Consider the following 23,903-nt stretch of genomic DNA (forward strand, 5'->3'; position numbering starts at 1 on the left):
GTGTCCGCCCGTACCGGCTGGCGGTTCGTTTCGGGGGTGTCGGTCCTGACGTGCGGGGTGGCGGACCGGGCGCACGGGGTCACGGTCAGCACGCTGTCCGTGGCCTCGGTCCGGCCCCCGATGGTCTCGGTGGCGCTGCGCCGGGGCAGCCGGGGGCTGGGCGCCCTGCTCACCGCGGGCCGGTTCGTGGCCAACGGCCTCGCGGTCCACCAGGAGCCGCTCGCACGGTACTTCGCCCGGCGCGACCGCGGTGAGGGGCTCGCCCTGTTCGGTCCCGAGGTCGCGTCGGCGTGGGAGCCGTACACGGCCGACGGGGTCCCGCTGCTCGCGGGCACGGTGGGCCGCCTGGAGTGCCGGATCGAGCGGACCGTACCGGTCGGCGACCACGACCTGCTCATCGCCCGGGTGCTCGGCTCGTACCCCGGCAGCGGCACTCCCCTGCTCACCACCGACGCCGGAGGCTGAACCCGATGCCCGACACCCGGAGTTGCCCCGATGAACGAGACCAGGAGCTGAAGCCCATGACCGAGACCCGGGCGCACGAGACCCCGACTGCCGCTGCCGAGAGCGCTCTCGCCGCGTTTCCCGCCGAGGCCGACTGGGAACGCGCCCCGTCCCTGGTCGACGGGGCGACGCATCTCGAACTGAGGGCCGCGGACTGCAACCTGCGGTACTGGCTGCGCGCCGTCCCGCAGGGCACCCTGCGCGGCCAGGAGCTGGGGCACGCGGACGGCGTCCGGCCGCTGGCGGTGACCAGCGAGCCGGGGCCGCTGAACGACGCGCTCACCCAGGAGCTGGCGTTCCGCTCGATCGCCGAGGAGAAGGCGACCCGGGCGATCTCCCATCTGGTGGCGCTGGCACCCGACGTCGACAGCATGGAGTTCTACGCCACCCAACTCCTGGATGAGGCACGGCATTCGATGGTCTTCCGGACCCACCTGACCTCGCTGGGGGTGGCCGAGCACGACCTGGGTTCAACCGTGGAAAGGCTGGCCGGATCGGACCGCGATGCCGTGCTCGCCCCGCTGGAGGAACTCGGACTTCGTGTGCTGCGCGACGAGGGCGACTTCATCGGCGGCGTGGTCGTCCTGACCATTCTGGTCGAGGGGGTGCTGGCGCCCGCGGCGGAGCTCAGCGAACGCAAGTGGCGGATCTTCGACCCGGCGGCCGCCGACATCGAGCGGGGCGCCGCCATCGACGAGATCCGCCACCTCACGGTGGGCAGCTCGATCGCCCGCGAGCACCTCCTCACCCATCCGGAGGACAAGCCGCGCCTGCTTGAACTGATCGCCAGTGGACGGGAGTTGTGGGGATCCCTGCCCGCCACGGACATGATCGTCCGGCGGGAGTCGCTGTTCCAGGAGGGGTTGCGCAAGCACGCCGAGCTGGTCGGCGACTACGAGATCTGGCCGGGCCGCCGTCTGGTGGACACCGAGGTCGAGGAGCGGATGACGACCGCGCTCGGCTGGGCGGACGCCATGCAGCGCCGCCGCCTGGAGTACATGGGCCTCGCGGACGCCCTGTGAGGACCGGCCGACCGGTCTCCGCGCACCTGGGCTGCGCGGAGGCACCCGCCCGGCCGGAACTGGTCGTCGGTTCGGCTGCGGCCCATGGGCGTCCCCAGCCCGTCGTGGGGCCCCCTGGCCCTTGAGACCTTGGGGGAGTTCGAGGACAAGCGCCGTTCAGGGAAACGGGGTCCGGGGTGGAACCCAGGAGTCTCCGTCAGTCCGCTCCGGTGCGGAGGTCGCCGGTGCGGAGGGGACGGCGACCTCTGCCCCACCCCAGGCGGACCGGCTGATCGGTCTCCGCGCACCTGGGCGGAGCCGGTGCGGACTCGCCGGTACGGAGGGGACTGGCAACCTCCGCCACCACAGGCGGACCGGGCTTCAGCGTGACCGCGCCTGGTCGGCCAGGGCGCGCAGGACCGCCGCGGCGGCGAGGGCGTGCCCCCGGCCGCTGAGCCGACCGGGTTGCGAACTCCACAGGCGCGCGACGTCGATGCCCTTCTGCCGGGCCATCAGGTCGACGTGCAGGGCGCCATGACGGAGCGCCACCACCGCGACGCGTTCCACGAGCAGGAGGTGCCGTGTGCGGATCCGGTCGCGCTGAGACCGTGGCACCTGACCGGAGCCGGACCAGTCGAAGGGGCTGACCACGGCGGCGTCACGACAGGTGGCCCCCTTCAACGAGGCCAGGATCCGGCTGAGTTCCGACTCCATCACATCCGGGTCGAAGGTCCGGGCCCGGAGTTCTGGACCACCGCAGGCGAGTACCGCGAGGTCCGCCCCGAAGGCCAGGGCCTGCGCCAGTTGCCGGGACCGCACTTCGGACAGAACGAGGTCGCGCCGGGCTCGCAGGGACAGGCAGGCGAGTTCGCCGCGCCCCGCCTGCCGCAGAGCACAGGCCACCCGATCGGGCCACGGTTTGACACTGTGGTCACGGGGCCCGGGCCGTGCCACGGGTCCCGCTTCGCAGCCACCGAACACCACGGCCCGCCGCCACGGCAACTCCGCCGGCAGCTCCTCGGCCTCGCCCGGTCTCAGGCCGCGTGGACCACGGCGGTCCGGATCGTGGCCGTACGCGTCACGGCCCTCCGGGTCGAGTCCTTGAGCATCGCCGTCCCCCATGGAGGTGTCCCCCGCCCGCCCCTCAACTAGGGTGCCCATTGAGCTGGTTGAGCCGCGCCGCATGCCCCGGCAGCTGTTCCTCCGCCCGCAGGCGAACGACCTCTCCCCAGGGGACCGGGCCGCTGAACAGCTCCTTTCCGGCTCCGTTGACGAGCCGCACCCGCACGTCGACGGTCCAGCACCTGGCCGGTGTGCGCGCGAGGACGCCGACGAGCTCGGCGGCGTTGCGGCGCACCAGCTCGACCAGGACGGCACGGTCCGCCGCCGCGACGAGCGCGTCGAGCGCCACGGGATCCGTGGCGGCGGAATTGTCCAGCACAAGCGACGCGGCTCCGTCGAGTACCCCCCGCGCGACAGTCGCCAAAAGGCGGTCGCCGAGGGCGAGATGAGCGAGCACACGGTCGATCTCGCGCCCGCTCTCCTCGGCCTCGCGGGCCTCCCTGTTCCCACCGTCCTCTCCGGCGGCGTCACCGCCGAGGCGGCGGTCGGCGTCGAGCAGGGAGGTCATCGCACGGAACAGCCCGTCGTACGCCGACTCCAGCCGCGCGGTGTCCCACAGGGCCTCGGAGACCCGCGCCGACGGCTGCTCCCGCCCCGTCCCCGGCCCCTGGGGCAGCCCGCTTCCGGAGCGCGCGGGCGCTCCCGCCCCCGGCTGGGAGCGCTCTCCTACGCCCAACCCGGGCTCACCGTGCGCGTTCCCCTCACCGCCGGGCCCCGTCGAGCGCGCGGGCCGGACCCCAGGGCTCGGCCCGACACCGTCCAAATCCCCCAGCGCCAGCTCGACGAGACGCTCGACGTCGCGGGCGCTCAACTCCAGCAGGTTTTCCACGAGTTCGACGACCTCCGGTTTGCCGCCGCAGCGCTGGAACTTGCGCCGGGCCAGCTCCTGGTGGCCCGGCCCGTCCGTGCCGCCCGCCGCGCCGACGGCGCTGCGCCGCTCGGCGCGCAGCTCGCGACCGTCGTGCAGCCGCACGGTGACCCGGGCGCCCAGGTCCTTCGTCGCCCAGCGGAAGTCGGGCGCCGGGTCCAGCCAGGGTGGCGGCAGCGCGTCGACGGCTTCCGGCCCCGCCGCCGCGGCCCACCCCGCGGCTCGCCGCCCGGCACGCCTCAGGGCCTGGCCGAGGGGCGCCGTGGCGAGCAGCGCGGCCCGGCTGAGCGCCGGGTCGTGTGCGGTGCGCACCTTCGCCGCGAGGGCCCAGCGCTCCGGCCGGCCGACCTCGGGCGGCGCGAGGTCGGCGGGCTCCAGGGCCCCGGTCAGCAGCGCGGTCGCCACGTTGTACGGGACGGAGAAGTTCAGGGCGGCGACGCTGGAGCGAGGACCGGCAGGATCTTTCTGGAAGACCCGGTCGAGTCCGCTGGTGAAGAGCGATCCCTCGACCACGACCTCGGCGATCCCCTCGACCCCTCCGGCGCCGTCGAACCCCAACAGGGCTAATTCCTCCCGGAGTTCGACAGCGCAGTCGATGGCGGCGCTGAGGTAGGCGCTGCCGGGATGGACCTTGTACGAGAGCGTTTCCGTGTACCAGAGGCTGCCGAGGCCGGCCACCGCTTCCTCCGGCAAGGGCAGCGCCGCGAACCGGTGCAAGAAGCCCTGCGGGTGTTCCAGGACGTCGGACGGGCCGCTGAGACCGGCGTGGGCGCCGTCGCACGCGCCGAGGCCGATGCGTACCGGGACGGCGGCTGTGTACAGCTTGGCGTCGGTGGTGAAGAAGCCATGCGGCAGCGTCCAGGTGGGGGTGGTGAGGGCGAGGCCGAACGCGTTCACCCAGGTATCCGTGAGAGCGCTCTCGGCGCGCAGTCGGCCCGCCACCGCACCCGCGAGGTGGGTGTGCCCGGCGGTCTGCCCCCGGAAGGGACCGAGCGTGGCGGCGGCGGTGACGCGCGCCGCGCATTCATTGGCCGCCAGGATCGCGGTCGCGAGCCGCCGCCCGTCGAGGCCGCGCGGTCGCGCGTACACGAGAGGGACGTTGACACAGGAGTGGGAGAGGTGGCCGGCGTAGGCGGTGTCGTCGAAGTCCAGGCAGATGGTGGCCATCGCCAGGGAGTGCGCGGCGCGCTCGGGGTCGTCCTGGAGAGCGCTCCCGTGCGCCTGGGTGATCCTGGCGCCCAGCGGGTGGCCGTATCCGGCGCGGGCGGCGGCGAGCTGGCTGAGCAGTTGGCTCCGCAGGTGCGCGACGACCCGTTCCGGGGCGTCCGTGACGTCCAACGCGCCGGCCCACGCTGCCAGTTCGGCCAGAAGCGGTGGCTTGGTCATGCGCGCCGCCGGCCGATGGCGGCCTCCGGGGCCTCCCGGTGGGCCTCCGTTTCGGGCCCGGGTGCTGCGCCACCGCGTCGGCCGCGCAGGAGGACCAGGGCGCACAGCCCGCCGACGAGCGTGCCCGCCGCGGCGACCTCCGTCACCAGGTGCATGCCGTCGATGAACACGGGACCGACGGCGTCCATGACGGGACGACGGACCGAGGGCGGCAGCGCTCCGGCCCGCGACAGGTCGCCGCCGCTGAGCTGCTCGTAGGCGCGAGCGCGAACCTCCTGCGGGAGGGGAGCCACTGAGAGCGCTCCCGGCAGCGCGTCCCGCAGGTGGCGCAGGAGCAGTGCCCCGGCGAGCGCCACGCCGAACACCGCGCCCACCTGCCGGAACGTGTTGGAAACGCCGGAGGCCGTGCCCGCCTGCTCGGGCGGCACGGAGTCGAGCAGCGCGACCGTGGCGGGCGCGCCGGTGAAGGAGACGCCGACGCCGAGGAGCGCCAGGGCCCACCAGTAGCCGCCGAAGCCGGTGTCCACGTCCAGCGCGGTCAGCCCGAAAAGGCCCGCGGCGGACAGGACGGATCCGGCGACGATGGGCCAGCGGGAGCCCGCCCGGGCGGCGACGACGCTCGCCGCGAACGAGGCGATCATGATGGGTACGGTCAGCGCGAGGAAGCGCACGCCGGTCTCCACGCTGCTCAGCCCCTGCAGGCTCTGCAGGACGAGGGTCAGCAGGAAGATGGCCGCGAACAGGCCGAAGAGGCTGAGGAAGTTGACGGCTCCGGCGACCGCGACGACCGGGCTGCGGAAGAGCTTGAGCGGGAGCATCGGGTCGGGCTGCCGCAGTTCCCAGAACACGAAGGCCACCAGTGTCACCGCCGAGAGCGCGAACGACCCGACGATGACCGCCGAGGCCCATCCCCTGCTGTTGCCCTCGATGAGCGCGTACGCGAGCGCGGCGATGGCCACGATGAACAGCGCCTGTCCGAGCAGGTCGGGGCGGCGGGCGCGCGGGGAGCGGTTCTCGGTGAGCAGCCGGGCGAGCGCCAGAGCGGCGAGGACCCCGATGGGCACGTTGATCCAGAAGATGCTCTGCCAGCCGACGTGGTCGACGAGCACCCCGCCGGCCACGGGCCCTGCGGAGAGCGCGACCCCGCCGATACCGGCCCAGATGCCGATGGCTTTGGCCCGGGCGGCCGGGTCGGTGTAGGCGGCGGAGACCAGGGCGAGCGAGACCGGGATCATGACAGAGCCGCAGATGCCCTGGAGGGCGCGGCCGACGAGCAGGACGCCGATGGAGCCCGCGAGCGCGCACATCACCGAGCTGAGGGTGAAGCCGAGCAGGCCGCCGAGGAAGAGCCTCTTGCGGCCGAGGATGTCCCCGAGGGTTCCTGAGGTGAGCAGCAGGCAGGCGAAGGCGAGCGCGTAGGCGTCCACGATCCACTGCAACTGCGTTATTCCGGCGGTCAGTTCGTGCTGGATGTCGGGAAGCGCCACGTTCACGATCGTGGCGTCCAGGTACACCATGAACACGCCGAAGCAGAGGAAGGCGAGCAGCAGCCCCTTCCTGGGGGCGGCCGCCGTGCCGGAGCCGATGGTCTCGCTCATGACGGATCCTCACGTGAGGGGTCCGGGGACGGGCTGGCACTCGCAACATAATGACCGACGGTCAGTCAGTCAATGCGCGCTGACTGGTGGTCAGTCACCGGGAGGGTAGATTGGGCCAAGACCAACTCCCGCCGACCGGAGGCGCGTTCATGACTGCCACCAGTCCCCCGAACCGCCCGCGCCGCAAGCGGGTGACCAGGAGTCCCGAGGACCGCCGCGCGGCCCTGCTCAGCGGCGCGGCCGAGGTCTTCCGCGAGAAGGGGTTCACGGACGCCACCGTCGCCGAACTCGCCGAGGCCGGGGAGGTCGCGAAGGGCACGTTCTACCTGTACTTCGACTCCAAGGACCATCTGCTCGGCGCGATGTGGGAGGAGTACGTCGACCGGTTCCTGGTGACCACCCGGGCGCTCCTCGACGAGCGTGGAGCCTGGTGGCCGACGCTCGACCGGCTGGTGCGCGCCCTGGTGGCGCACGCCGTCGACAACGCCGAACTGCACCGGATCGTGCACCGCTCGGCCAACGCCAAGTCCCTCGAACTGTGCCGGAGTTCGAACCAAAGGGTTATCGACCTAATGGCGGACTTCATCGGCCGTGGCGCGCTCGCGGGCGCCTTCACGGCGGGCGACACGACACTGGTCTGCCGCATGCTCTTCCACGGCGCGCACGGCCTCCTCGACGACCTGATCAGCGGCGCGGAGCCCATCGACATCGAGGCGGTGACGGCCGCCGTCCTCGAACTGGCCCACCGCGGCCTGGGCGCACCCGGGCCGGCCACCTGACACGGCCGCCTCGCGCGCGGTCTCAGCGCCGTCTCAGCGAAATCTCAGCCCCGCCGCGCAGGATCGGAACGTACGCGAGAACCAGGCGTACGGGGAGAGGTACCCGCAGCGGCCCAACGGGGGTCCGGCACAGGTCCGGTCCGGGTGTGAAAGCCCTCGCAGGTTCGAATCCTGCCCTCTCCGCCACAGCCGAAGAGCCGCCTGTCGCGACGAGGTGTCCGCCGATGACTCCATCACCCCGGTCCGTTCTGGTCGTGGCCAATCCGGCCGCGGGAACGTACACGCGGGAGATGTCGGAGGCAGTCGTCCGGCGGATCGCGGGGGTCGGCGCGGCGGTCGAGCTGGCTGTGACCGAGCGGCCGGGCCATGCCCACGAGCTCGCCTCTGCGGTGGGCGAGCCGGGCGGCCCGGCCCTCGTGGTGTCCATCGGCGGCGACGGCACCGCCCATGACCTCATGGCGGGCCTGTGTGAGAGCGCTCCCGCCGAGCAGCGGGTGCCGCTGCTGGTACTGCCGTCCGGCACGGGCAACTCCTTCTACCGCGAGATCTGGTCCGACCGGCCCTGGCAGGACGCCCTGGAGAGCGCTCTCTCGCGGCCGCGCGTCCGCCGGATCGACCTGGCCCGCGTGGCCGAGACGGACGGTCTGGCGCTGCTGGGCGCCTCGTCCGGGCTCGCCGCCCAGACGCTGGTGACCGCGCGCACCGTCTCCGACACCGGAAGGGCCCGCTACGAAGCGGCCCTGGCTCGCGCCATCGAGGCGTTCCGCCCGTACCCGGGCCGGGTGAGCGTCGACGGCGAGGTCGTCCACGCGGGCCCGACAGTGGCGGTCGGCGTGGGCGGCGGGCGCCACCGCGCCGGCCGGTTCACGCTGCTGCCGCATTCCGTCCTGGACGACGGACTGCTCGACGTCTGCGTCGCGGGAACGGCGCTGCCCCTCCCCGCGCTCCTGCGGCTGTCCCGCGACGGCAGCCACGTCGGCGGCCCCGGAATCGTGTACGCGCGGGGCCGCCGCGTGGTGGTGGAGCGCACGGACGGGGAGGCGCTGCTCTTCGAGTACGACGGCGACCTGGTCACCGGGGCCCGCGACCGCTACACCCTGGACGTGGATCCGCACGCCCTGCCAGTGATCACCCCGTAAGCGCCGAGCGGGAGCCGCCCGGCTCAGGCCGGCCGCACCAGACGGGTCTCGTACGCGAACACCACGGCCTGGACGCGGTCGCGCAGTTCCAGCTTGACCAGGATGCGGTTCAGATGGGTCTTCACCGTCGCCTCGGCCAGGTGCAGCGCCGCGGCGATCTCCGTGTTCGACAGCCCCCGGCCGACCTCCGTGAGCACCTCGCGTTCGCGGGTGGTGAGCCTGGCGAGCCGTTCGTCGTCGCCGCCACCGGTGCCGGTGGGGAGCTGGTGGGCGAAGTTCTCCAGGAGCAGCCGCGTGATGCGCGGGGCGACCACCGCGTCACCGGCAGCCACGGAGCGGATCGCGGCCAGCAGTTCCTCGGGGAGCGCGTTCTTGAGCAGGAATCCCGAAGCACCGGCCCGCAGTCCGGCGAAGGCGTACTCGTCGAGATCGAAGGTGGTCAGGATGAGGACCTTCGACTCGGGGGACTCGGCCACGATGCGCCGCGTCGCCTCGATGCCGTCGGTGCCGGGCATGCGGACGTCCATCAACACGACATCGGGACGCAGTTGGTGGGCGAGCCGGGCGGCCTCCGCTCCGTCACCCGCCTCGCCGACCGGCTCCATGTCGGCCTGCGCGTCGAGCACCATGGTGAACGCCATGCGCAGCAGCGGCTCGTCGTCCACGAGAAGGACACGAATGGTCATCCGGTCACGCTTCGCTTCCGTTGAGGGCGAGCACGGCACGCACCTGCCAGCCGCCGCCCGCCCTGGGCCCGGCCGTCAGCGCGCCGCCGTAGGCCGCGGCCCGCTCCCGCATGCCGTGCAGACCGTGCCCGGTCGTGGTGGCGGGGACCTCGGTGGCGGGGCCGTCGTCCGTGACGTCGACGGTGATCTCCTGCGGACCGCACTCGACGCGGACCGTGGCACGGGTGCCCGGTGGCGCGTGCTTGAGGGTGTTGGTGAGGGCTTCCTGGACCAGGCGGTAGGCGGTCAGCTGCGCCGCGGCCGGTGCGGCCGACGGATCGCCGCTGACCTCCAGCAGGGTGGGCAGTCCGGCGGCGCGCACCTGGTCGGCCAGCGGCTCCAGCTGCGCGATGGCCGGCATGGGATGGCGCAAGGCGTCCGGCTCGTCCGCGCGCAGCACTCCGAGGAAGCGGCGCATGTCGGTGATCGCCTGCCGTCCCGTCGTGGAGACCTGGCGCATCGCCGCGGTGGCCCGCTCGGGGGCGCGGTCCTGCGCGAAGACCGCGCCGTCGGCGAGGGCCACCATCACCGACAGGTTGTGGGTGACGATGTCGTGCATCTCGCGGGCGATCCGGGAGCGCTCTCCGGCGACGGCCAGCTGGGCCTGCTGGTCCCGCTCGTGCTCCAGCCGCACCGCCCGTTCTTCGAGCAGCGCCATCGCCGCACGCCGGCCGCGCATGTTGATGCCGATGACCGAGGCGGCGACGACCATCGCGGACATCCCGATGAACACCTCGGCCGCCCGGTCGTCGGGAGCCCAGCGGACCGCCGCCAGGAGCACCCCGCCCTCCAGTACGCCGCTGGCGAGCCAGGTGCGCTGCCTGCTCGCGTGGGCCGCGACCGTGTACAGGCCGATGAGCAGCGCGATGTCCGCGGGCAGCCGCTGATCGGCGAACCACTGCACGAGGGCGATCGCGGACATCGTCAGGAACACCGCGAACGGCGCCCGTCGGCGCCACACCAGCGGCAGCACCATCGGTGCGGTGAAGCCCGCGATGAGCACCACGTGGTCGTGCAGGGGCCGGCGCGCCATGGCCGAGAGCCCCGCGAAGACGGCGGCCGCGAAGAGCGCGTCCACCGCGAGCGGCGAGAGCCGGGTGAGGGCCCGCCGCCGCAGGCGCGCCGCGAGGGCGCGCCACGACTCGGCCCGGCGCCGCACGGCGGCCGCGGGCGCGTACGTCATGACGCCGCCCGGTGGGCCCGGCGGCGACCGGCCCCGGCGCCGCGGGGCGGCCTCGGCACACCCGCGCCGCCACCGGATCCGGTCGCCGCCGGCCTCATCAGGCGTCCCGCCGCTTGAGCGCCGCTCCCGCCCCGGCCAGCGCGATCAGCGCGTACAGGCAGAAGAAGGCGAACCCGGTCCATGGGGCCAGCGTATGCGGCTCCTGATGGATGTGGAGCAGCCCCTGCCCCGCCGTGCTCGGCAGGTACGGGTTGATGTGCTGGAACCAGGAGGAGGGCAGGGCCTCCGCGAGCACCGGCAGGACGAGCAGCACGCCGAACACGGTGGCGATGCCGCCCGCCGTGTTGCGGATCAGCGCGCCGAACGCCACCCCGAGCAGACCCACGACCGTCAGGTACAGCCCGGCACCCAGGACCGCCCGCAGGACGCCGGGGGCGCTCAGCGACGTGCCGAGGTGGTGGCCGGACATCGCGGCCTGGCCGACGAGGAAGGCCACCAGCGAGGCGACCGTCATCAGCAGCCACGCCACCACGCCGTACACCAGCGCCTTGGCCCACAGCACGGGCAGCCGGCGGGGCACCGCGGACAGCGAGGCACGGATCATGCCGGTCGCGTACTCGCCGCTCACCACCAGGACACCGAGCACGCCGACGGCGAGCTGGGCCAGATAGAAGCCGCGCAGGCTGACCAGGGTGGGATCGAAGTGGGCCTTCTCGTCGGCGGGCAGATGCGCCCAGCGGTCGGCCGTGAAGTAGCTGAACAGCAGGCCGAGGCCGATCATCGCGAGGACGGCGGCGAGCAGCGTGAACAGGGTGGAGCGCAGCGACCGCAGCTTGATCCACTCGGAGTGGATCACCCGGACCTGGGTCACCTCCCCGCGCGCCGAGGCGGGGATGATGGATGCCGTCGTCATGCCGCACTTCCTTCGCTGCCCGCGGCGACCAGCTCGGGCGCCGGGGCCTGGTACTCCACGGAGTCCCTGGTGAGTTCCATGAAGGCCTCTTCGAGCGAGGCCTGCTGCGGGGTGAGCTCGGCCAGCGCGATGGCGTGGTCGGCCGCGATCCGCCCGATCCGGTCACTGCTGAGCCCGCTGACCTCGAGGACCCCGGGCTCCTGCGAGGCGACGGTGACGTCGGGACCCGCGAGCAGGCCGCGCAGCTTCTCCGCATCCTCCGTGCGCACCCGCACCACGTCGCCCGCGGCCTGCGCCGTGAACTCCGCGACGGAGGTGTCGGCGATCAGCCGGCCGCGGCCGATCACGATCAAGTGCTCGGCGGTGAGCGCCATCTCGGACATCAGGTGCGAGGACACCAGGACCGTACGCCCCTCGGCGGCGAGCCCCTTGAGCAGATTGCGTATCCACAGGATGCCCTCGGGGTCGAGGCCGTTGACCGGTTCGTCGAGGATCACCGTGGCCGGATCGCCGAGCAGCGCGCTGGCGATGCCGAGCCGCTGGCCCATGCCCAGGGAGAAACCGCCCACCCGCTTCTTCGCGACGGCACGCAGACCCACCAGGTCGATCACCTCGTCCACCCGGCGCGCCGGGATGCCCGTGGTGGCCGCGAGGGCCAGGAGGTGGTTGTGGGCGCTGCGCCCGGTGTGGATGGCCCGTGCCTCCAGCATCGCCCCGACCTCGTGCAGCGGAGCCCGGTGCTCGGCGTAGCGCTTGCCGTTGACGACCGCGTGGCCCGAGGTGGGTGCGTCGAGGCCGAGGAGCATCCGCATCGTGGTGGATTTGCCCGCGCCGTTCGGCCCGAGGAACCCGGTGACGATGCCCGGGCGCACCGTGAAGCTGAGGTCCTCGACGGCGGTGCGCTCGCCGTAGCGTTTGGTGAGGGAGTGGGCTTCGATCATGGAAAGTCCTTGCGGGAAACGGCATCGGGGTATCCGAAGCGGACGCTGCCCACGCTAGGCCCGCTTCCCCGGCCGGTACGACGCCCCGAGGACCGACATTGCCCCGGCCTTCCTGCACCCCGGGATTGAACGCCCCTACACCCGGCGATGTACGGACCCCGACGGCTGACGCGGCACCGGCGCGCCAGGCACCCGCCCGGTCATGAACCTCCGTCCGTCCGTGAGGAGGAGGGCGGTTGCGTGGGCCCGGACGAGGTGGGCGACCCCTGCGAGGCCGAGGAGGGGGGCTGGGTGGCCGGCGAGGAGGGGGGCCGCGTGGTGGGCGACGAGGGTGAGGAGGGCGGGGCGGACGGCGGCGCGGGCGTGTGCGGGCAGGGTCCCGCCGAGGACGGGCCGGAGGGGGGCGAAACACACGGAGTCGGGCCGGGCGCCGAGGACGACTCGCCGACGGAGGGCGAGCCGGACGGGAACGAGGACGAGGACGGAGAGGGGGGAGGCACCGGCGGCTTCGTCTCCGTGTCACCCGTGCCCGTGTCGCCCTTGTGCCGCTCGAACCAGGCACCGCTGTCCGGGTCGTACACGACGAACTTGTGCACCACCTGCGCCGCGGGCGCCACGACGACGACGTTCGACGGCTGGTACCCGGGCCACGCCTCTCCCGTCCGCTTCGGTGTGCCCTTCTGGGCGACGGGCGGCAGCAGGGGGTTGCCGCAGGCGCAGCGCACCCGCGGCACGCCGCGGTCGTCGACGAGCACCGCCGTGCCGGCCTGCAGCACGGCCTGGTAGCTGGTCGCGGCGCCGTCGCGGTAGCCGTGGTTGGTCACGCGCGTGTCCAACCGCAACCGCACGGGTGTGAGCGCGCGCAGATAACCCGGCACGCCGGACGGTTCGATGGCGAGGACGGAGGCGAACGCCTTGTTCTTGGCCGGGTCCTTCTGGAGCGCGGCGACCTGTTGTTCCACGTCGCAGCTGCCGACCTTCTGGGTGCCGCCGTAGAGGCCGGGGGCGGCGCCGTCGACACCGCGCGTCACATTGGCCGAGGCCGACGCGCTCGGCAGCGCGACCGGGGAGGACGGCGTGGTGTCGCCGCGGGCCGTCGACCCGGTGAAGGGGGCGGGCCCCGACTTTCCCGCGGGCTGGAGGAGGACCTCGCCCGCGGCCTGCGGTGTGCTCTTCGACGAGCCGCCGGGGCGCGTGAGGACGACGGCCAGAACCGCCGCGGCCACCACGACGGCGGAGATCGCGGCGACGCGGGGCGCGGACTTCCACCACGGGCGGGACGGCCCGGGGCCCGCACCGGAGCCCGGGCCCGGTTCACCGAGTCCGCCGCCGTGCCCTCCGCCGCCGGCCGGACCGCTCGGCGGGCCGCCGCTCGGCGGGCCCGACGGCCGCCCGGCCCCGGGAGGCGGAGTCGAGCCGGCGCGGGTCGCGCCCGCCCGGGTGTCACCCGGCCCGGAGGGGCTCGGCTGCGAAGGGCCCGAGAGCGGGCCCGAAGGCGGTCCTGTGGGGCGTCCTGACGACGGCGGCTCGACGCTCACGACCACTTCTTCCGTGCGTAGGGAGATCCGGTCCGGGAGGTCCGCCGCAGGACAGTCCGCGGCGTACGTTTTGTCCCTCTATGCGCCCATTGTGTTCACCGGCTCCCCGGAGCCCGCAAGCTGACGCGGTCGGCCCTCCCGACGGGCGAGCCGCTCGGGCGCTGCTTAGCGTGACAAGGTGAGCGAGCAGACACCGCCCCGGCGGACAACGGCGCCCCGCGCGGAGCAGCGCGGGCGGGCACCCCATGGCTGGCCCCACGCCCTGGTGGCCGTGCTCGCCTCCGTGGTGACCATGGCCGTCGTCGCGGGCCTCGGCCTGTGGGCCGCGGGCGCCGCCGACCTGCCCGGCGGGGCGTTCCCGAGTGTCGTGGCGGCCGTCGTCGTGATGGCGGCGGGCGGTTCCGTGGGAGTCTCGGGTGACGCCGGAGCGATCGCCGACACGAACGCCGGGTTCTCCGTGCTCCCGCTCTCCGTCGGCCTCGCCGGTGCGCTGGTGATGGCCGCCGGGTTCCTGCGGCCGCTGCGGCACCGGGCCGTCGCCGACGCGAAGGAACTCGGCGGCTGGGCCGCGCGGATCGCGGTGCTCTGGCTCCTGCTCCTCATCGTCCTTGGCCTGCTCGCCCGGCACCGCTTCACGATCGCGCTCGGCAACAGCCCCGCCGCCGGCGTCGGCGACGTCCTGGACTCCACGCCCAAGGTCGGGTTCGAGGCCGACGTGCCGCTGACCCTCGTCTTCGGACTGCTGTGGCTCGCAGGCGTCCTCGCCGTGGTGCTGCTCGTCTCGCGCCGGGCGCCGCTCCCCGCGCGCCTGCTGCGCTTCCAGGAGTCGGTGCGCCCCGCTGCCTTCGCGATGGTGGTCCTGCTGCTGTCGTACGTCGCCCTGGGATTCGTCGCCGGGCTCGTCGTGGCGGTGACGCGCGGACATGCCGCCGCAACGTTCGCGGTCCTGCTGCTCGGGCTGCCCAACCTCGTCTGGCTCGCCTTCACCCTCGGCCTCGGCACGTCCTGGGAAGGCCGGGTGGACGGGCCGTTCGGACTGCCCGTGCCGCGGGTCCTGAGCGAGGTGCTGCGCACACCGGACGACTCCACGCTCAGCCTGAAGACGCTCGCCGGCCACGACGGCCGGGTGTGGTGGCTGCTGGTCGTCGCGGCGGTCCTGGTGCTGGGCGCCGCGTTCCTGATGGCCGCGCGGTCCCCGGTGCGGATGCGGGCCTGGCAGCACGCGGTGCACATGGCGGTGGCGCTGACTCTCACGGTGCTCGCCGTCTGCCTCCTCACCGGGATGTCCGCCCACTACGGCCTCTCGCTCCTCGGCATCGGGGACCTCGGCGGCGGGCTGTCCGGGCTGGTGGAGCTGAGGCCCCAGCTGTGGCGGGCCCTGGTTCTGGCCCTGGCCTGGGGGCTGGTGTCGGGGTTCCTCGGCGGGCTGCTCGCGCGGCCGGTCCACCGGCGCGGAAAGGTGGAGGCGGGCGCGGGCCCCGCCTGAGCCGGGCCGCCGTCGGCCCGGCCCGCAGGACCGCCCCGCCCGGGCCGGGCCCCGGTCAGCCCGCCGGGCCCCGGAAGACCGGCCGCGCCCAGCGGGGCGGCTCGGGAGGCGCGCCGGGACCGGTCGGCACTCCCACCACAGGGAGGTCCACGCGCGTCGGAGGGTGGCCTGCCGCGATGTCTCCGGTGACCGCGGACCGCAGCGCGGCGGCGAACGCGAGGCAGGAGCCGTACCGGTCCTCGGGCGCCTTGGCCAGCGCCCGCGCGAGGACCGCGTCGAGGGCGGCGGCGACACCGGGCCTCTTCCGCGTCAGGCGGGGCGGCTCGTCGTACTGATGGGCCCACAGGAGGGCGAAGTCGTCGTCGCGCTGGAAAGGCGGGCCGCCGGCCAGGCTCTCGTACACGACGCAGGCGAGGCTGTAGACATCGCACCGGCCGTCCACCGGGCGGCCCGATATCTGCTCCGGGGCCACATAGTCGAGGGTCCCGACGAACTGGCCCACGGTCGTGAATCCGGTCAGCGAGAGCGACTTCTTCGTGAGGCCGAAGTCCGTGAGGTAGGCGTGCTCCGGGTGGTCGCTGTCCGTGCCCTTGGCCACCAGGATGTTGCCGGGCTTGACGTCGCGGTGGACAAGGCCGTGGTCGTGCGCCGCGTCGAGCGCGGACGCGACCTGCGTGGCGATGCGGAGGGCGGCTTCGACACGGAGCGGCCCCGCGTGGTCGAGCAGATGGCGCAGATCGCGCCCGGGGACGTACCGCATGGCGATGTAGAGCACCCCGTCCGTCTCCCCCGCCTCGAAGACGGGCACGATGTGCGGGTGCTCGATCGCGGCGGCCACGCGGGACTCGTGCGTGAAGCGCCGGCGGAAGGTGTCGTTGCGGGCGAGCTCGGGGGCGAGCAGCTTCAGGGCCACGGTCCGGTCGAGGCGCAGGTCCTTGGCGCGGTAGACGACGGCCATGCCGCCCCGGCCGATCTCGCCCTCGATCCGGTACCCCGCGATCCGCTGCCCGATCAGCTCGGAGGGCCGCCCGGCGTGCGGGCTCGGGACGGACTCCCCCGGTGCGCGCGCCATCAGCCGTCACCGGGCCGGAGCGCCGGATCGGACGACTCGGGCGAAGGGGCCCCCGGCTCGACCACCCGCGTCGCTTCCTGCCCCACTGCGGCGTGGGAATCCCGGACCACCTCGGTCCCCGCCGCGGCCGCGACCCCGTCGCCCCCCACGACCGCCGTCGCCCCGTCGCCACCACGCCCCTCGACGCTCGGCCCCTTTGCCGTCGCGTACGTGCTGAGCCGTGCCCCGTCGCAGTACACCCACCGCTCGTGTTCCGCGTCGTAGAGCCACACCGACTCGCCGTCCACGACCAGCCCCACCCGCAGTCCGCGCGTCCGGCGCCGGAAGGACTCCCCGTCGGCGCTGCCGCCCGCCAGGTCCTCCGCCGCCCGCCGGTACCCGGCGACGGCGTCCTCGGCCCTGGCCAGGAGCGGGCGCGGGTCGGCCGTCCGGGTCAACGGGCCGCCCGAGCCCGGCGGATCCCGCGGGACCGCGACCAGGAGCCGGCTGTCGACCCACGCCGACCAGCCGTTGGCGCAGACGATCCGGCCCCAGTCGCCGAGCCGGTCGACCAGTTGCACGGGCAGCAGCGCGTCCAGCGGCACCGTCGGACGGTCCGCGTCCGGCGCCTCCCAGGCGGACAGCCCGTCCTGGGGGACGACATGCGTGGGGCGGAAGTCCGCGGTGGTCATCGCCGGCGCTCCTACTTCCGCATCACGGCGGGTTCATGGCGGCGCAGCAGCCTCGCGACCGCGCATCCGAAGACGGCGCAGAGGGCGACCAGCATCCCCATGTTCAGGAGCCATACCCCCGCGGAGTGCCTGAACAGCGGGTCGGCGGTCAGGTCCCCCGGCACGATCTGGCCGAGTCCGATGGTCCCCGCCATGGCGCCCAGCGCCCACCGCGACGGCACGAGCCACGCGAGCTGCTCGATGCCGGGCACCCCGTTCAGCTTGAGGAGGGCGCCGCAGAACACCACCTGGACGATGGCGAGGAGCACGAGCAGCGGCATCGTCACCTCCTCCTTGCGCACGAGCGCCGACACGAGGAGCCCCAGCATCATGGCGGTGAACGCGAGCAGGGCCACCGCCAGGGCGACTTCCACCAGCGGTGGCAGGAGTACGCCCGCGCCGCCGGGCGCGTTGAGGTCCACACCGAGCAGAGCGACCAGGGTCAGGACGACGGCCTGCAGCACGGTGATGGTGCCAAGGACGACGACCTTGGACATCAGGTACGCCGATCTGGAGAGCCCCACGGCCCGTTCCCGCTGATAGATGACGCGTTCCTTGACCAGTTCCCGGACGGCGTTGGCGGCGCCGGTCAGGACTCCGCCCACGCAGAGGATGAGCAGCGCGTTCATCGCCGTGTCCTGCGTCAGCCTGCTCCCCGCGAGGGCCCGCGCCATGGCGCCCATCACGAACGGCAGCGCGATCATGATCGCGAGGAACGTCCGGTCCGCGCCGAGCGCGGCGGCGTATCGCCGTACCAGGGTGCGCAGTTGGGACCCCCAGCTCTGCGGCTTGGGCGGCGGCGTGAAGGACGCGGGGGCCGGGGCCCGCGTGAGGGGCGCGGGGTACGGCTGCGCGGAGGAGTTGGCGATGTAGCGCTGGTGGATCGGGGACTCCCGGTAGTCACGGGCCCAGTCCCGGTCGCGGTCGGCCTCGAAGGCTTCGAACGCCTCGGGCCACTCGGTGAAGCCGAGGAACGGGAGCGCGTCCCGCGGCGGTCCGTAGTAGGCGATCCTGCCGCCCGCCGCGAGCACCAGGAGCCGGTCGCACACGTCGAGGCTGAGCACGCTGTGCGTGACGACGATGACCGTGCGGCCGTCGTCGGCGAGGCCGCGCAGCATGTGCATCACCGAACGGTCCATGCCGGGGTCGAGCCCGGACGTCGGCTCGTCGAGGAAGAGCAGCGACGGTTTGGTGAGCAGTTCCAGTGCGACGCTCACGCGCTTGCGCTGTCCCCCGGAGAGGCTGTGGATGGGCTGGCCGACGCGTTGTTCCAGACCGAGTTCGCGGATGACCTCGTCGACTCTGGCCCGGCGTTCCGCCTTCTCGGTGTCCTGGGGGAAGCGGAGCTCGGCTGCGTAGCCGAGGGCGCGGCGCACGGTCAGCTGGGCGTGCAGGATGTCGTCCTGCGGTACGAGACCGATGCGCTGGCGGAGCTCCGCGTAGTCGCGGTAGAGGTCGCGGCCGTCGTAGAGGACGGTGCCGCCGTTCGCGGGACGCAGCCCGGTGAGGGCGTTGAGCAGGGTGGACTTCCCCGCGCCACTCGGCCCGACGACGGCCAGCAGGCACTTCGCGCCCACCGGGAAGGACACCTGGTCGAGGAGGGTTCTGCGGCCCCGGTCGACGGTGACCGTCAGTCCCTGGACGTCGAGCGACACCTCGCCCGTGTCGACGTACTCCTGCAGTTCGTCACCGACCAGGCAGTACGCGCGGTGGCCCACGCCCACGATGTCCCCCGGCGCGACCGGGGCGCGCGCCACCGGCTGGCCGTTGAGGTAGGTGCCGTTGTGGCTGCCGAGGTCGACGATCTCGTACGTACCGTCCGCGAGGAGTCTCAGTTCGGCGTGCCGACGGGAGACGACCAGGTCGTCGATGACCACGTCGTTGTCGTCGGCGCGGCCGATCCGGACCGTGCGGGCGGGCAACGGGCGCACGGTCGTCGGTTGCCGGAAGGTGCCGGTCGCCGCGGGCATGCTGACGGAGGAGGGACGCCCGGCGGGGACCGCATCGGGAGGGGCGCGGCCGACGAGCACCGCGCGGGGACCGTCCGTGACGTTGCCGAAGCGGATGACGCTGCCCGGCCCGATGTCCCCCTCCTGGATGCGCCGTCCGTCGGCGTACGTGCCGTTGGTGCTGTGCTCGTCCTCGATCGTCCAGTGATCGAGCTCGGCATGGAGAACGGCGTGATGCCACGAGACGCGGTCGTCGTCGAAGACGATGTCGCTCAGGGGGTCGCGCCCCACGTGATAGTCCCGGCTCGGACTCATCACCGTGGAGCCGGTATCCGTCTCCAGGACGAGTTCGGGCGGGCTCACCGCGCGGGACCGCCACTCTCCCATGGCCTGAATTCTACCTATCCGCCCCTTTTGACGCCTGGGCTGAGGTCCTCGCGCACGCTCGGCCAGGACGAGCACGGGGGCCACTCCTCGCCGGGAAGCCCTACGGCGCCGGTCCCTCAGGGACCCCAAAAACGATCAAGGGCCGGTGTCGGATTGCTCCGACACCGGCCCTGATCTGCGACTCTTTCGAGTCGGGACGACAGGATTTGAACCTGCGACCCCTTGACCCCCAGTCAAGTGCGCTACCAAGCTGCGCCACGTCCCGATGCCCGTCTGACCTGGGGTTTCCCCCGGCCGTTCGTGCATGAGAACAATACCGCACTTCCCCGGGTGGTCACGAACCCCTTTCCCCCGGGGCCCTCGGCCGCTCAGTCGGTCTGCTGCCGCTGCCCCCGCTCGAAGTACGCCACGAGCTCGGGGTCGAGCCGCGGCACCTCGCGGGGGGTGCCGCCGGCCCGCAGGGAGGCCGTCGCCTCGTAGCCCGCCGCGACCGCCATCCGGGCGGCGACGGGAGAGGTGTCCGTGACGCCCCCGTCGCGCACGAACCGCAGGAACTCGTCGATGATCAGCGGGTCCGCCCCGGCGTGCCCGTCGTCCTTGTCGGCGTCGGGGATCTCGTGCGTCTCGTCCGGCTCGGCCCGGTACTCGGAGCGCCGGGAGTTCCAGACCTTCACGTGGCCGCCGGGGCCGTCGCCGAAGTTCTCCAGGCGGCCCGCGTCGCCGATGACCGTGTAGTTGCGCCAGTAGTCGGGGGTGAAATGACACTGCTGGTAGGAGGCGAGGACACCGTTGTCGAGGCGCATGTTGAGCAGCGAGACGTCCTCGATGTCGATCACCGGATTGAGTGCGCGCTGGGTGTGCGGGGGCCAGTGGCCGTCCTCGGTGTACCAGTCCTCGGTCTTGGGCTCCCCGGGTGCCCGCCGGTGCGGGTTGTCGCCGTACACCATCAGGTCGCCCATGGCCTGCACGTCGCGCGTGTAGCCGCCGGACAGCCAGTGCAGTACGTCGATGTCGTGCGCGGCCTTCTGGAGCAGGAGGCCGGTGGTGTACTGGCGCTCGGCGTGCCAGTCCTTGAAGTACCAGTCGCCGCCGTAGCCCACGAAGTGGCGCACCCAGACCGTCTTGACGGTGCCGATGGCGCCGCGGCCGATGAGGTCGCGCATCATCCGCACGACCGGCATGTGCCGCATGTTGTGGCCCACGTACAGACGGGTGCCGGTCTCGCGCGCCGTGTGCAGGATCTCGTCGCAGCGCTCGACCGTGATGTCGAGCGGCTTCTCGACGAAGGCGGGCTTGCCCGCGAGCAGCGCGGCGCAGGCCAGGTCGGCGTGCGTGTGGTCGGGGGTGAGCACGAGCACGGCGTCGAGGTCCGGGGCCTCGATCACCTTGCGGTGGTCGGCCGAGAGGGCCGCGCCGGGGAAGGCCGCGGCGGCCGCCTCGCGGGCCCGCGGGTCGGGATCCGCGACGGCCGCGACGACGGAGCCGCGACCGGGCCGGTGCGCGGTGCGCGCGAGGGTGCCGCGCATGCCGTATCCGATGACGCCGATACGGAGGTCGGTCATGTCAACTTCCTTCACGTCGGGCGGTGTTGCCGTGGGGAGTGCGGCGGAGCGAGGGCGTGTCCGGGCCGCGCCGGGGCGCGGGACGTACCGTCCGGCGGGCCCTGAGGTCGAGGGGCATGCTGCGCATTGTTCTCGATGTCGGTGGCCGCGGCAGGTACATCGCGGCAACCGCGTGCCTGCGTCGGCCGGGCGCGTGCCCGCCCGGCCCGCGAGGTGGCCGGATTCCTCACCACTTCCCCACACCACAGGGGTCGCCGGCGCACGAGCGACGGCCCTGGGCCGCTCGGTCAACCCCCGTTTCGCGTCGTCGGCCCCTGTCCGGATGCGGATGGCTGGTGGCCGGAGCGTTTCGGTGCCCCGGAGCCGTGACCTGGACGGCGTCCGATTCCGCATCGCGCGCGGGGCCCGCTCCCCTCACCACCTCATAGCACCGTTCGCGCCGGTTCACACCCCAACGCGCCACCCCTGGACGCAACCGCAAGAGGCCGCGAGACCTCCCGTCGCCCCTTACCGAGCCCTCCGACTCCCATGGCGCGCACCCGAGTTGCGGATCAACAGAGCCCGCCATCGCCACTCCTCGCGGGACCGTGCCGACCAACGGCCTACCCCTACGACCGGCACCCGAGGCCCGAGGCCGCCCCCCGCACCCGCCCGCCCGGGCCCCGGCACGCCGGGGGCCCTACGCGGGACCCCCAGGTCAGCGCGGAGATCAGAGGCCTTCCACGCCCGCTGGGGAAGGGGCCCGGGCCGACCCAACCGCCGTACTCGGCAGGCCGGTTAGCCACCCGACGCCACCCCAGACGAGCCACAGGGACGGGCGGCAGGGGGTCGCCTGCCTCCGGTGGTCACCCTTGAACGCGAAGGCGAGATCAATTTCGTCGATGTTGAAGCGGAATCGGCTCTTCGGTTGTCCCCAGATGTCACGACGGTGCCCATCTGATTCCGTTTCCTGGCCCTCAGTGCCACATGCCCACGAAACCTTTGCCGTTGGCATGTGGCAGAAAGTTGTGTGAAGGGGATGCAATCGACTGGGACCGAACGGGCCGGCCCGCACACAACACATCGTCATTCAAACGTCAACACGCTTGATTCTGGCCAAAGTTGACGCTGAATGTTGTACCCACCGAAGGTGATCCACAGCATGATGGGGGTCGGCCTCTTCGGGACGGGACCACTGCCGATGCACCACCTGCCGGGGCCTCCCGCGGCAGGCGTTTCGCGGAGGAGGGCTCGCGGATGGACGCATACTTCAACAGCCGGCTTCACCAACAACTCAGGGAAGACGTACGCCACTTCGCGGAACGCGAGGTCCGGCCCCGGATCGCCGAGATGGAAAGGGCCCGCACCGTCCAGCACGAGCTGTCGCGGCTCATCGCCCGGCAGGGCTGGATAGGGGCCACCGTGAGCCCCGCGTACGGCGGGATGGGAGTGGGCCACCTCGGCAAGACCATCATCATCGAGGAACTGTCGCGGGTGAGCGGCGCGATGGGCGCGATGGTACAGGCGTCCCAGCTCGGCGTCGCCAAGATCGTGCACTTCGGGAACGAGGAGCAGAAGAAGACCTGGCTCCCGGCCGTCTCCGCGGGTGAGTGCCTGCCGACGATCGCCGTCACCGAACCGGAGTCGGGCGGACACGTGCTGGGCATGGCGGCGAGCGCGGTCCGCGACGGGGACGACTACGTCCTCAATGGCCGAAAAGTATATGTCGGCAACAGTCACGTCGGTGATCTTCACGGCGTGGTCCTGCGCACCGGACCCGGATCGAAGGGGCTGTCGGCCTTCCTCGTCGAGTCCGATCGGCCGGGCTTCTCGCTGGGCGAGCACCGCGAGTCGATGGGGCTGCACGGCTTCAGCTTCGGCGAGGTCTTCTTCGACAACTGCCGTGTCCCGGCGGCCAATCGGCTGGGCGAGGAGGGCGACGGGCTCGCCGTCGCGTACTCCTCCAGCGTCCTGTACGGCCGGGCCAACCTCACCGCGGTCTCCCTCGGCATCCACCAGGCGATCCTGGAGGAGACCACCAGGTTCTGCACCGAGCGGATCCGCTACGGCAAACCGCTGCACGAACTCCCCAACATCAAAATCAAGTTGGGGCAGCTGCAGTCCCGCCTGATGACGGCCCGGCTCGTCGCCTACCACGCGGTCGACCTGCTCGACCGGGGACTGCCGTGCGACGCGGAGCTCATGAACGCGAAGGTCGTCAACGTCGAGTCGGCCCTGGACTCCGCCCGCAACGCCATGGAGATCCACGCGGCGGCCGGGCTGTTCACCGACCGGCCCATCGAGCGGTACCTGCGCGACGCCCACCACATCTTCGCCCCGGCCGGCACCTCGGACGTACAGCTGCTGCGGCTGGCGGAGGTGGCGCTGGGCACGGCGAAGGGCCAGTGGTCCGAGCGGCTCTCCGACCTGGTGCGGATGGAGGAGCTGACGGCGGCCCACTGACCGTACGCGCATCGCGGGGGCGGCTCAGATGCGGCCGTCCTCGCGCCGGTGGATCTGCTCGATCAGCTCCGCGGCCATCGACTTGATCGTCTCCAGGCCGGCCCTGCCCCAGGGCCGGGGCTCGGTGTCGACCACGCAGATCGTGCCGAGTGCGATGCCCGTACGGTCGATGAGCGGCGCCCCGAGGTAGGACCGGATGCCGATCTCGTCCACGACCGGGTTGCCCGCGAACCGCGGGTAGTCGCACACGTCCTCCAGGACCAGGGCCTTGCGCCGGACCACGACGTGCGGGCAGTAGCCGTGGTCCCGGGCCATGATCCGGCTCACCCCGCCGGACGCGGCGGCCGCCGCCCCCAGGTCCGAGCCGTTGTGCGTGCCGTTCGGCGTGTGCAGCCCGGCGAAGAACTGCTGGTTCTCGTCAATGAAGTTGACCATCGAGAAGGGCGCTCCGGTCACCTCGGCGAGCTTGTGCGCGAACTCGTCGAAGGCCGGGTCGGGCCGCTCCCCCATGCCCAGCTGCCGCAGCCGCTGGACGCGGACCGGCGCCTCCCGGTCGACGGGGGTGAGCAGGAGATGGCCGGTCGGGTCGTACGTCATA

General features: G+C 72.8%; 19 protein-coding genes and 2 tRNA genes. 7 read left to right on the forward strand and 14 right to left on the reverse strand.

The genetic code is table 11. The features are described 5' to 3' along the window. Both DT019_RS26700 and DT019_RS26705 read left to right on the forward strand, forming a co-directional pair. Nucleotides 1-465 carry a flavin reductase family protein gene (locus DT019_RS26700; RefSeq protein ID WP_189389945.1) on the forward strand — a complete coding sequence of 155 codons (465 nt, stop codon included), beginning with the start codon at nucleotides 1-3 and terminating at the stop codon, nucleotides 463-465. A 56-nt stretch (nucleotides 466-521) separates the two neighbouring features. Then, a complete protein-coding gene (locus DT019_RS26705; RefSeq protein WP_223279766.1) occupies nucleotides 522-1,526 on the forward strand; it encodes a VlmB-like protein in 1,005 nt (334 codons plus the stop codon). Between the two features lie 360 nt (nucleotides 1,527-1,886). Here DT019_RS26705 and DT019_RS26710 read toward each other — a convergent pair whose 3' ends face one another. The 3 genes from DT019_RS26710 to DT019_RS26720 form a co-directional block, all read right to left on the reverse strand. Continuing rightward, nucleotides 1,887-2,408 carry a hypothetical protein gene (locus DT019_RS26710; protein WP_147267352.1) on the reverse strand — a complete coding sequence of 174 codons (522 nt, stop codon included), beginning with the start codon at nucleotides 2,406-2,408 and terminating at the stop codon, nucleotides 1,887-1,889. A gap of 241 nt (nucleotides 2,409-2,649) precedes the next feature. Further along, nucleotides 2,650-4,881 (reverse strand): MmgE/PrpD family protein, encoded by a 2,232-nt coding sequence (locus DT019_RS26715; RefSeq protein ID WP_114039474.1) that lies wholly within the window; start codon nucleotides 4,879-4,881, stop codon nucleotides 2,650-2,652. Continuing rightward, nucleotides 4,878-6,479, reverse strand: a complete 1,602-nt coding sequence (locus DT019_RS26720; RefSeq protein ID WP_114039475.1) for an MFS transporter — start codon at nucleotides 6,477-6,479, stop codon at nucleotides 4,878-4,880. Before DT019_RS26720 ends, DT019_RS26715 begins: the two co-directional genes overlap by 4 nt. 149 nt (nucleotides 6,480-6,628) lie before the next feature. Between DT019_RS26720 and DT019_RS26725 the strand changes: the two genes are divergently transcribed. From DT019_RS26725 to DT019_RS26730, 3 genes are all read left to right on the forward strand, one after another. Next, nucleotides 6,629-7,258, forward strand: coding sequence for a TetR/AcrR family transcriptional regulator (locus DT019_RS26725; protein WP_114039476.1), 630 nt, complete (start codon nucleotides 6,629-6,631; stop codon nucleotides 7,256-7,258). 93 nt (nucleotides 7,259-7,351) lie between these two features. Further along, nucleotides 7,352-7,444: transfer RNA gene (locus DT019_RS39275), tRNA-Leu, on the forward strand. A gap of 38 nt (nucleotides 7,445-7,482) precedes the next feature. Then, a complete protein-coding gene (locus DT019_RS26730) occupies nucleotides 7,483-8,397 on the forward strand; it encodes a diacylglycerol/lipid kinase family protein (RefSeq protein ID WP_223279767.1) in 915 nt (304 codons plus the stop codon). 23 nt (nucleotides 8,398-8,420) lie between these two features. Here the strand turns inward: DT019_RS26730 and DT019_RS26735 are convergent, their stop codons facing one another. From DT019_RS26735 to DT019_RS39760, 5 genes are all read right to left on the reverse strand, one after another. Then, nucleotides 8,421-9,083, reverse strand: coding sequence for a response regulator (locus tag DT019_RS26735; protein ID WP_114039477.1), 663 nt, complete (start codon nucleotides 9,081-9,083; stop codon nucleotides 8,421-8,423). 4 nt (nucleotides 9,084-9,087) lie between these two features. Then, nucleotides 9,088-10,305 (reverse strand): sensor histidine kinase, encoded by a 1,218-nt coding sequence (locus DT019_RS26740; protein ID WP_114039478.1) that lies wholly within the window; start codon nucleotides 10,303-10,305, stop codon nucleotides 9,088-9,090. Between the two features lie 97 nt (nucleotides 10,306-10,402). Beyond that, nucleotides 10,403-11,218, reverse strand: a complete 816-nt coding sequence (locus tag DT019_RS26745; RefSeq protein ID WP_114039479.1) for an ABC transporter permease subunit — start codon at nucleotides 11,216-11,218, stop codon at nucleotides 10,403-10,405. Beyond that, nucleotides 11,215-12,159 carry an ATP-binding cassette domain-containing protein gene (locus DT019_RS26750; RefSeq protein WP_114039480.1) on the reverse strand — a complete coding sequence of 315 codons (945 nt, stop codon included), beginning with the start codon at nucleotides 12,157-12,159 and terminating at the stop codon, nucleotides 11,215-11,217. Before DT019_RS26750 ends, DT019_RS26745 begins: the two co-directional genes overlap by 4 nt. 200 nt (nucleotides 12,160-12,359) lie before the next feature. Continuing rightward, nucleotides 12,360-13,697, reverse strand: a complete 1,338-nt coding sequence (locus DT019_RS39760) for a DUF6777 domain-containing protein (RefSeq protein ID WP_189389947.1) — start codon at nucleotides 13,695-13,697, stop codon at nucleotides 12,360-12,362. 178 nt (nucleotides 13,698-13,875) lie between these two features. Between DT019_RS39760 and DT019_RS26760 the strand changes: the two genes are divergently transcribed. Continuing rightward, nucleotides 13,876-15,183, forward strand: a complete 1,308-nt coding sequence (locus DT019_RS26760; RefSeq protein ID WP_114039481.1) for a streptophobe family protein — start codon at nucleotides 13,876-13,878, stop codon at nucleotides 15,181-15,183. A 55-nt stretch (nucleotides 15,184-15,238) separates the two neighbouring features. Here the strand turns inward: DT019_RS26760 and DT019_RS26765 are convergent, their stop codons facing one another. From DT019_RS26765 to DT019_RS26785, 5 genes are all read right to left on the reverse strand, one after another. Continuing rightward, nucleotides 15,239-16,255, reverse strand: a complete 1,017-nt coding sequence (locus DT019_RS26765) for a serine/threonine-protein kinase (RefSeq protein ID WP_114039482.1) — start codon at nucleotides 16,253-16,255, stop codon at nucleotides 15,239-15,241. Then, nucleotides 16,255-16,926: a hypothetical protein gene (locus tag DT019_RS26770; RefSeq protein WP_223279768.1), complete on the reverse strand. Its 672-nt coding sequence runs from the start codon at nucleotides 16,924-16,926 to the stop codon at nucleotides 16,255-16,257. The genes DT019_RS26765 and DT019_RS26770 overlap by 1 nt, the downstream gene beginning before the upstream one ends. A gap of 11 nt (nucleotides 16,927-16,937) precedes the next feature. Then, nucleotides 16,938-19,301 carry an FHA domain-containing protein gene (locus tag DT019_RS26775; RefSeq protein ID WP_114039483.1) on the reverse strand — a complete coding sequence of 788 codons (2,364 nt, stop codon included), beginning with the start codon at nucleotides 19,299-19,301 and terminating at the stop codon, nucleotides 16,938-16,940. 191 nt (nucleotides 19,302-19,492) lie between these two features. Then, nucleotides 19,493-19,566, reverse strand: a tRNA-Pro gene (locus DT019_RS26780). Between the two features lie 103 nt (nucleotides 19,567-19,669). After that, nucleotides 19,670-20,863: a Gfo/Idh/MocA family protein gene (locus tag DT019_RS26785; protein ID WP_114039484.1), complete on the reverse strand. Its 1,194-nt coding sequence runs from the start codon at nucleotides 20,861-20,863 to the stop codon at nucleotides 19,670-19,672. Between the two features lie 1,236 nt (nucleotides 20,864-22,099). Between DT019_RS26785 and DT019_RS26790 the strand changes: the two genes are divergently transcribed. Then, nucleotides 22,100-23,305: an acyl-CoA dehydrogenase family protein gene (locus tag DT019_RS26790; RefSeq protein WP_114039485.1), complete on the forward strand. Its 1,206-nt coding sequence runs from the start codon at nucleotides 22,100-22,102 to the stop codon at nucleotides 23,303-23,305. A gap of 24 nt (nucleotides 23,306-23,329) precedes the next feature. Here the strand turns inward: DT019_RS26790 and DT019_RS26795 are convergent, their stop codons facing one another. Then, nucleotides 23,330-23,902 (reverse strand): GAF domain-containing protein, encoded by a 573-nt coding sequence (locus tag DT019_RS26795; RefSeq protein WP_114039486.1) that lies wholly within the window; start codon nucleotides 23,900-23,902, stop codon nucleotides 23,330-23,332. Nucleotide 23,903: the final 1 nt, after the last annotated feature.

It is taken from the genome of Streptomyces sp. SDr-06 (genome assembly GCF_003324565.1).
GTDB lineage: Bacteria > Actinomycetota > Actinomycetes > Streptomycetales > Streptomycetaceae > Streptomyces.

What these genes read in the sequence shown, in the direction of transcription:
- DT019_RS26705 (WP_223279766.1), top strand. Translation starts at nt 522, where the DNA reads ATGACCGAGACCCGGGCGCACGAGACCCCGACTGCCGCTGCCGAGAGC.
- DT019_RS26715 (WP_114039474.1), bottom strand. Translation starts at nt 4,881, where the DNA reads ATGACCAAGCCACCGCTTCTGGCCGAACTGGCAGCGTGGGCCGGCGCG.
- DT019_RS26720 (WP_114039475.1), bottom strand. Translation starts at nt 6,479, where the DNA reads ATGAGCGAGACCATCGGCTCCGGCACGGCGGCCGCCCCCAGGAAGGGG.
- DT019_RS26725 (WP_114039476.1), top strand. Translation starts at nt 6,629, where the DNA reads ATGACTGCCACCAGTCCCCCGAACCGCCCGCGCCGCAAGCGGGTGACC.
- DT019_RS26730 (WP_223279767.1), top strand. Translation starts at nt 7,483, where the DNA reads ATGACTCCATCACCCCGGTCCGTTCTGGTCGTGGCCAATCCGGCCGCG.
- DT019_RS26735 (WP_114039477.1), bottom strand. Translation starts at nt 9,083, where the DNA reads ATGACCATTCGTGTCCTTCTCGTGGACGACGAGCCGCTGCTGCGCATG.
- DT019_RS26740 (WP_114039478.1), bottom strand. Translation starts at nt 10,305, where the DNA reads ATGACGTACGCGCCCGCGGCCGCCGTGCGGCGCCGGGCCGAGTCGTGG.
- DT019_RS26745 (WP_114039479.1), bottom strand. Translation starts at nt 11,218, where the DNA reads ATGACGACGGCATCCATCATCCCCGCCTCGGCGCGCGGGGAGGTGACC.
- DT019_RS26750 (WP_114039480.1), bottom strand. Translation starts at nt 12,159, where the DNA reads ATGATCGAAGCCCACTCCCTCACCAAACGCTACGGCGAGCGCACCGCC.
- DT019_RS26765 (WP_114039482.1), bottom strand. Translation starts at nt 16,255, where the DNA reads ATGGCGCGCGCACCGGGGGAGTCCGTCCCGAGCCCGCACGCCGGGCGG.
- DT019_RS26770 (WP_223279768.1), bottom strand. Translation starts at nt 16,926, where the DNA reads ATGACCACCGCGGACTTCCGCCCCACGCATGTCGTCCCCCAGGACGGG.
- DT019_RS26775 (WP_114039483.1), bottom strand. Translation starts at nt 19,301, where the DNA reads ATGGGAGAGTGGCGGTCCCGCGCGGTGAGCCCGCCCGAACTCGTCCTG.
- DT019_RS26785 (WP_114039484.1), bottom strand. Translation starts at nt 20,863, where the DNA reads ATGACCGACCTCCGTATCGGCGTCATCGGATACGGCATGCGCGGCACC.
- DT019_RS26790 (WP_114039485.1), top strand. Translation starts at nt 22,100, where the DNA reads ATGGACGCATACTTCAACAGCCGGCTTCACCAACAACTCAGGGAAGAC.
- DT019_RS26795 (WP_114039486.1), bottom strand. Translation starts at nt 23,902, where the DNA reads ATGACGTACGACCCGACCGGCCATCTCCTGCTCACCCCCGTCGACCGG.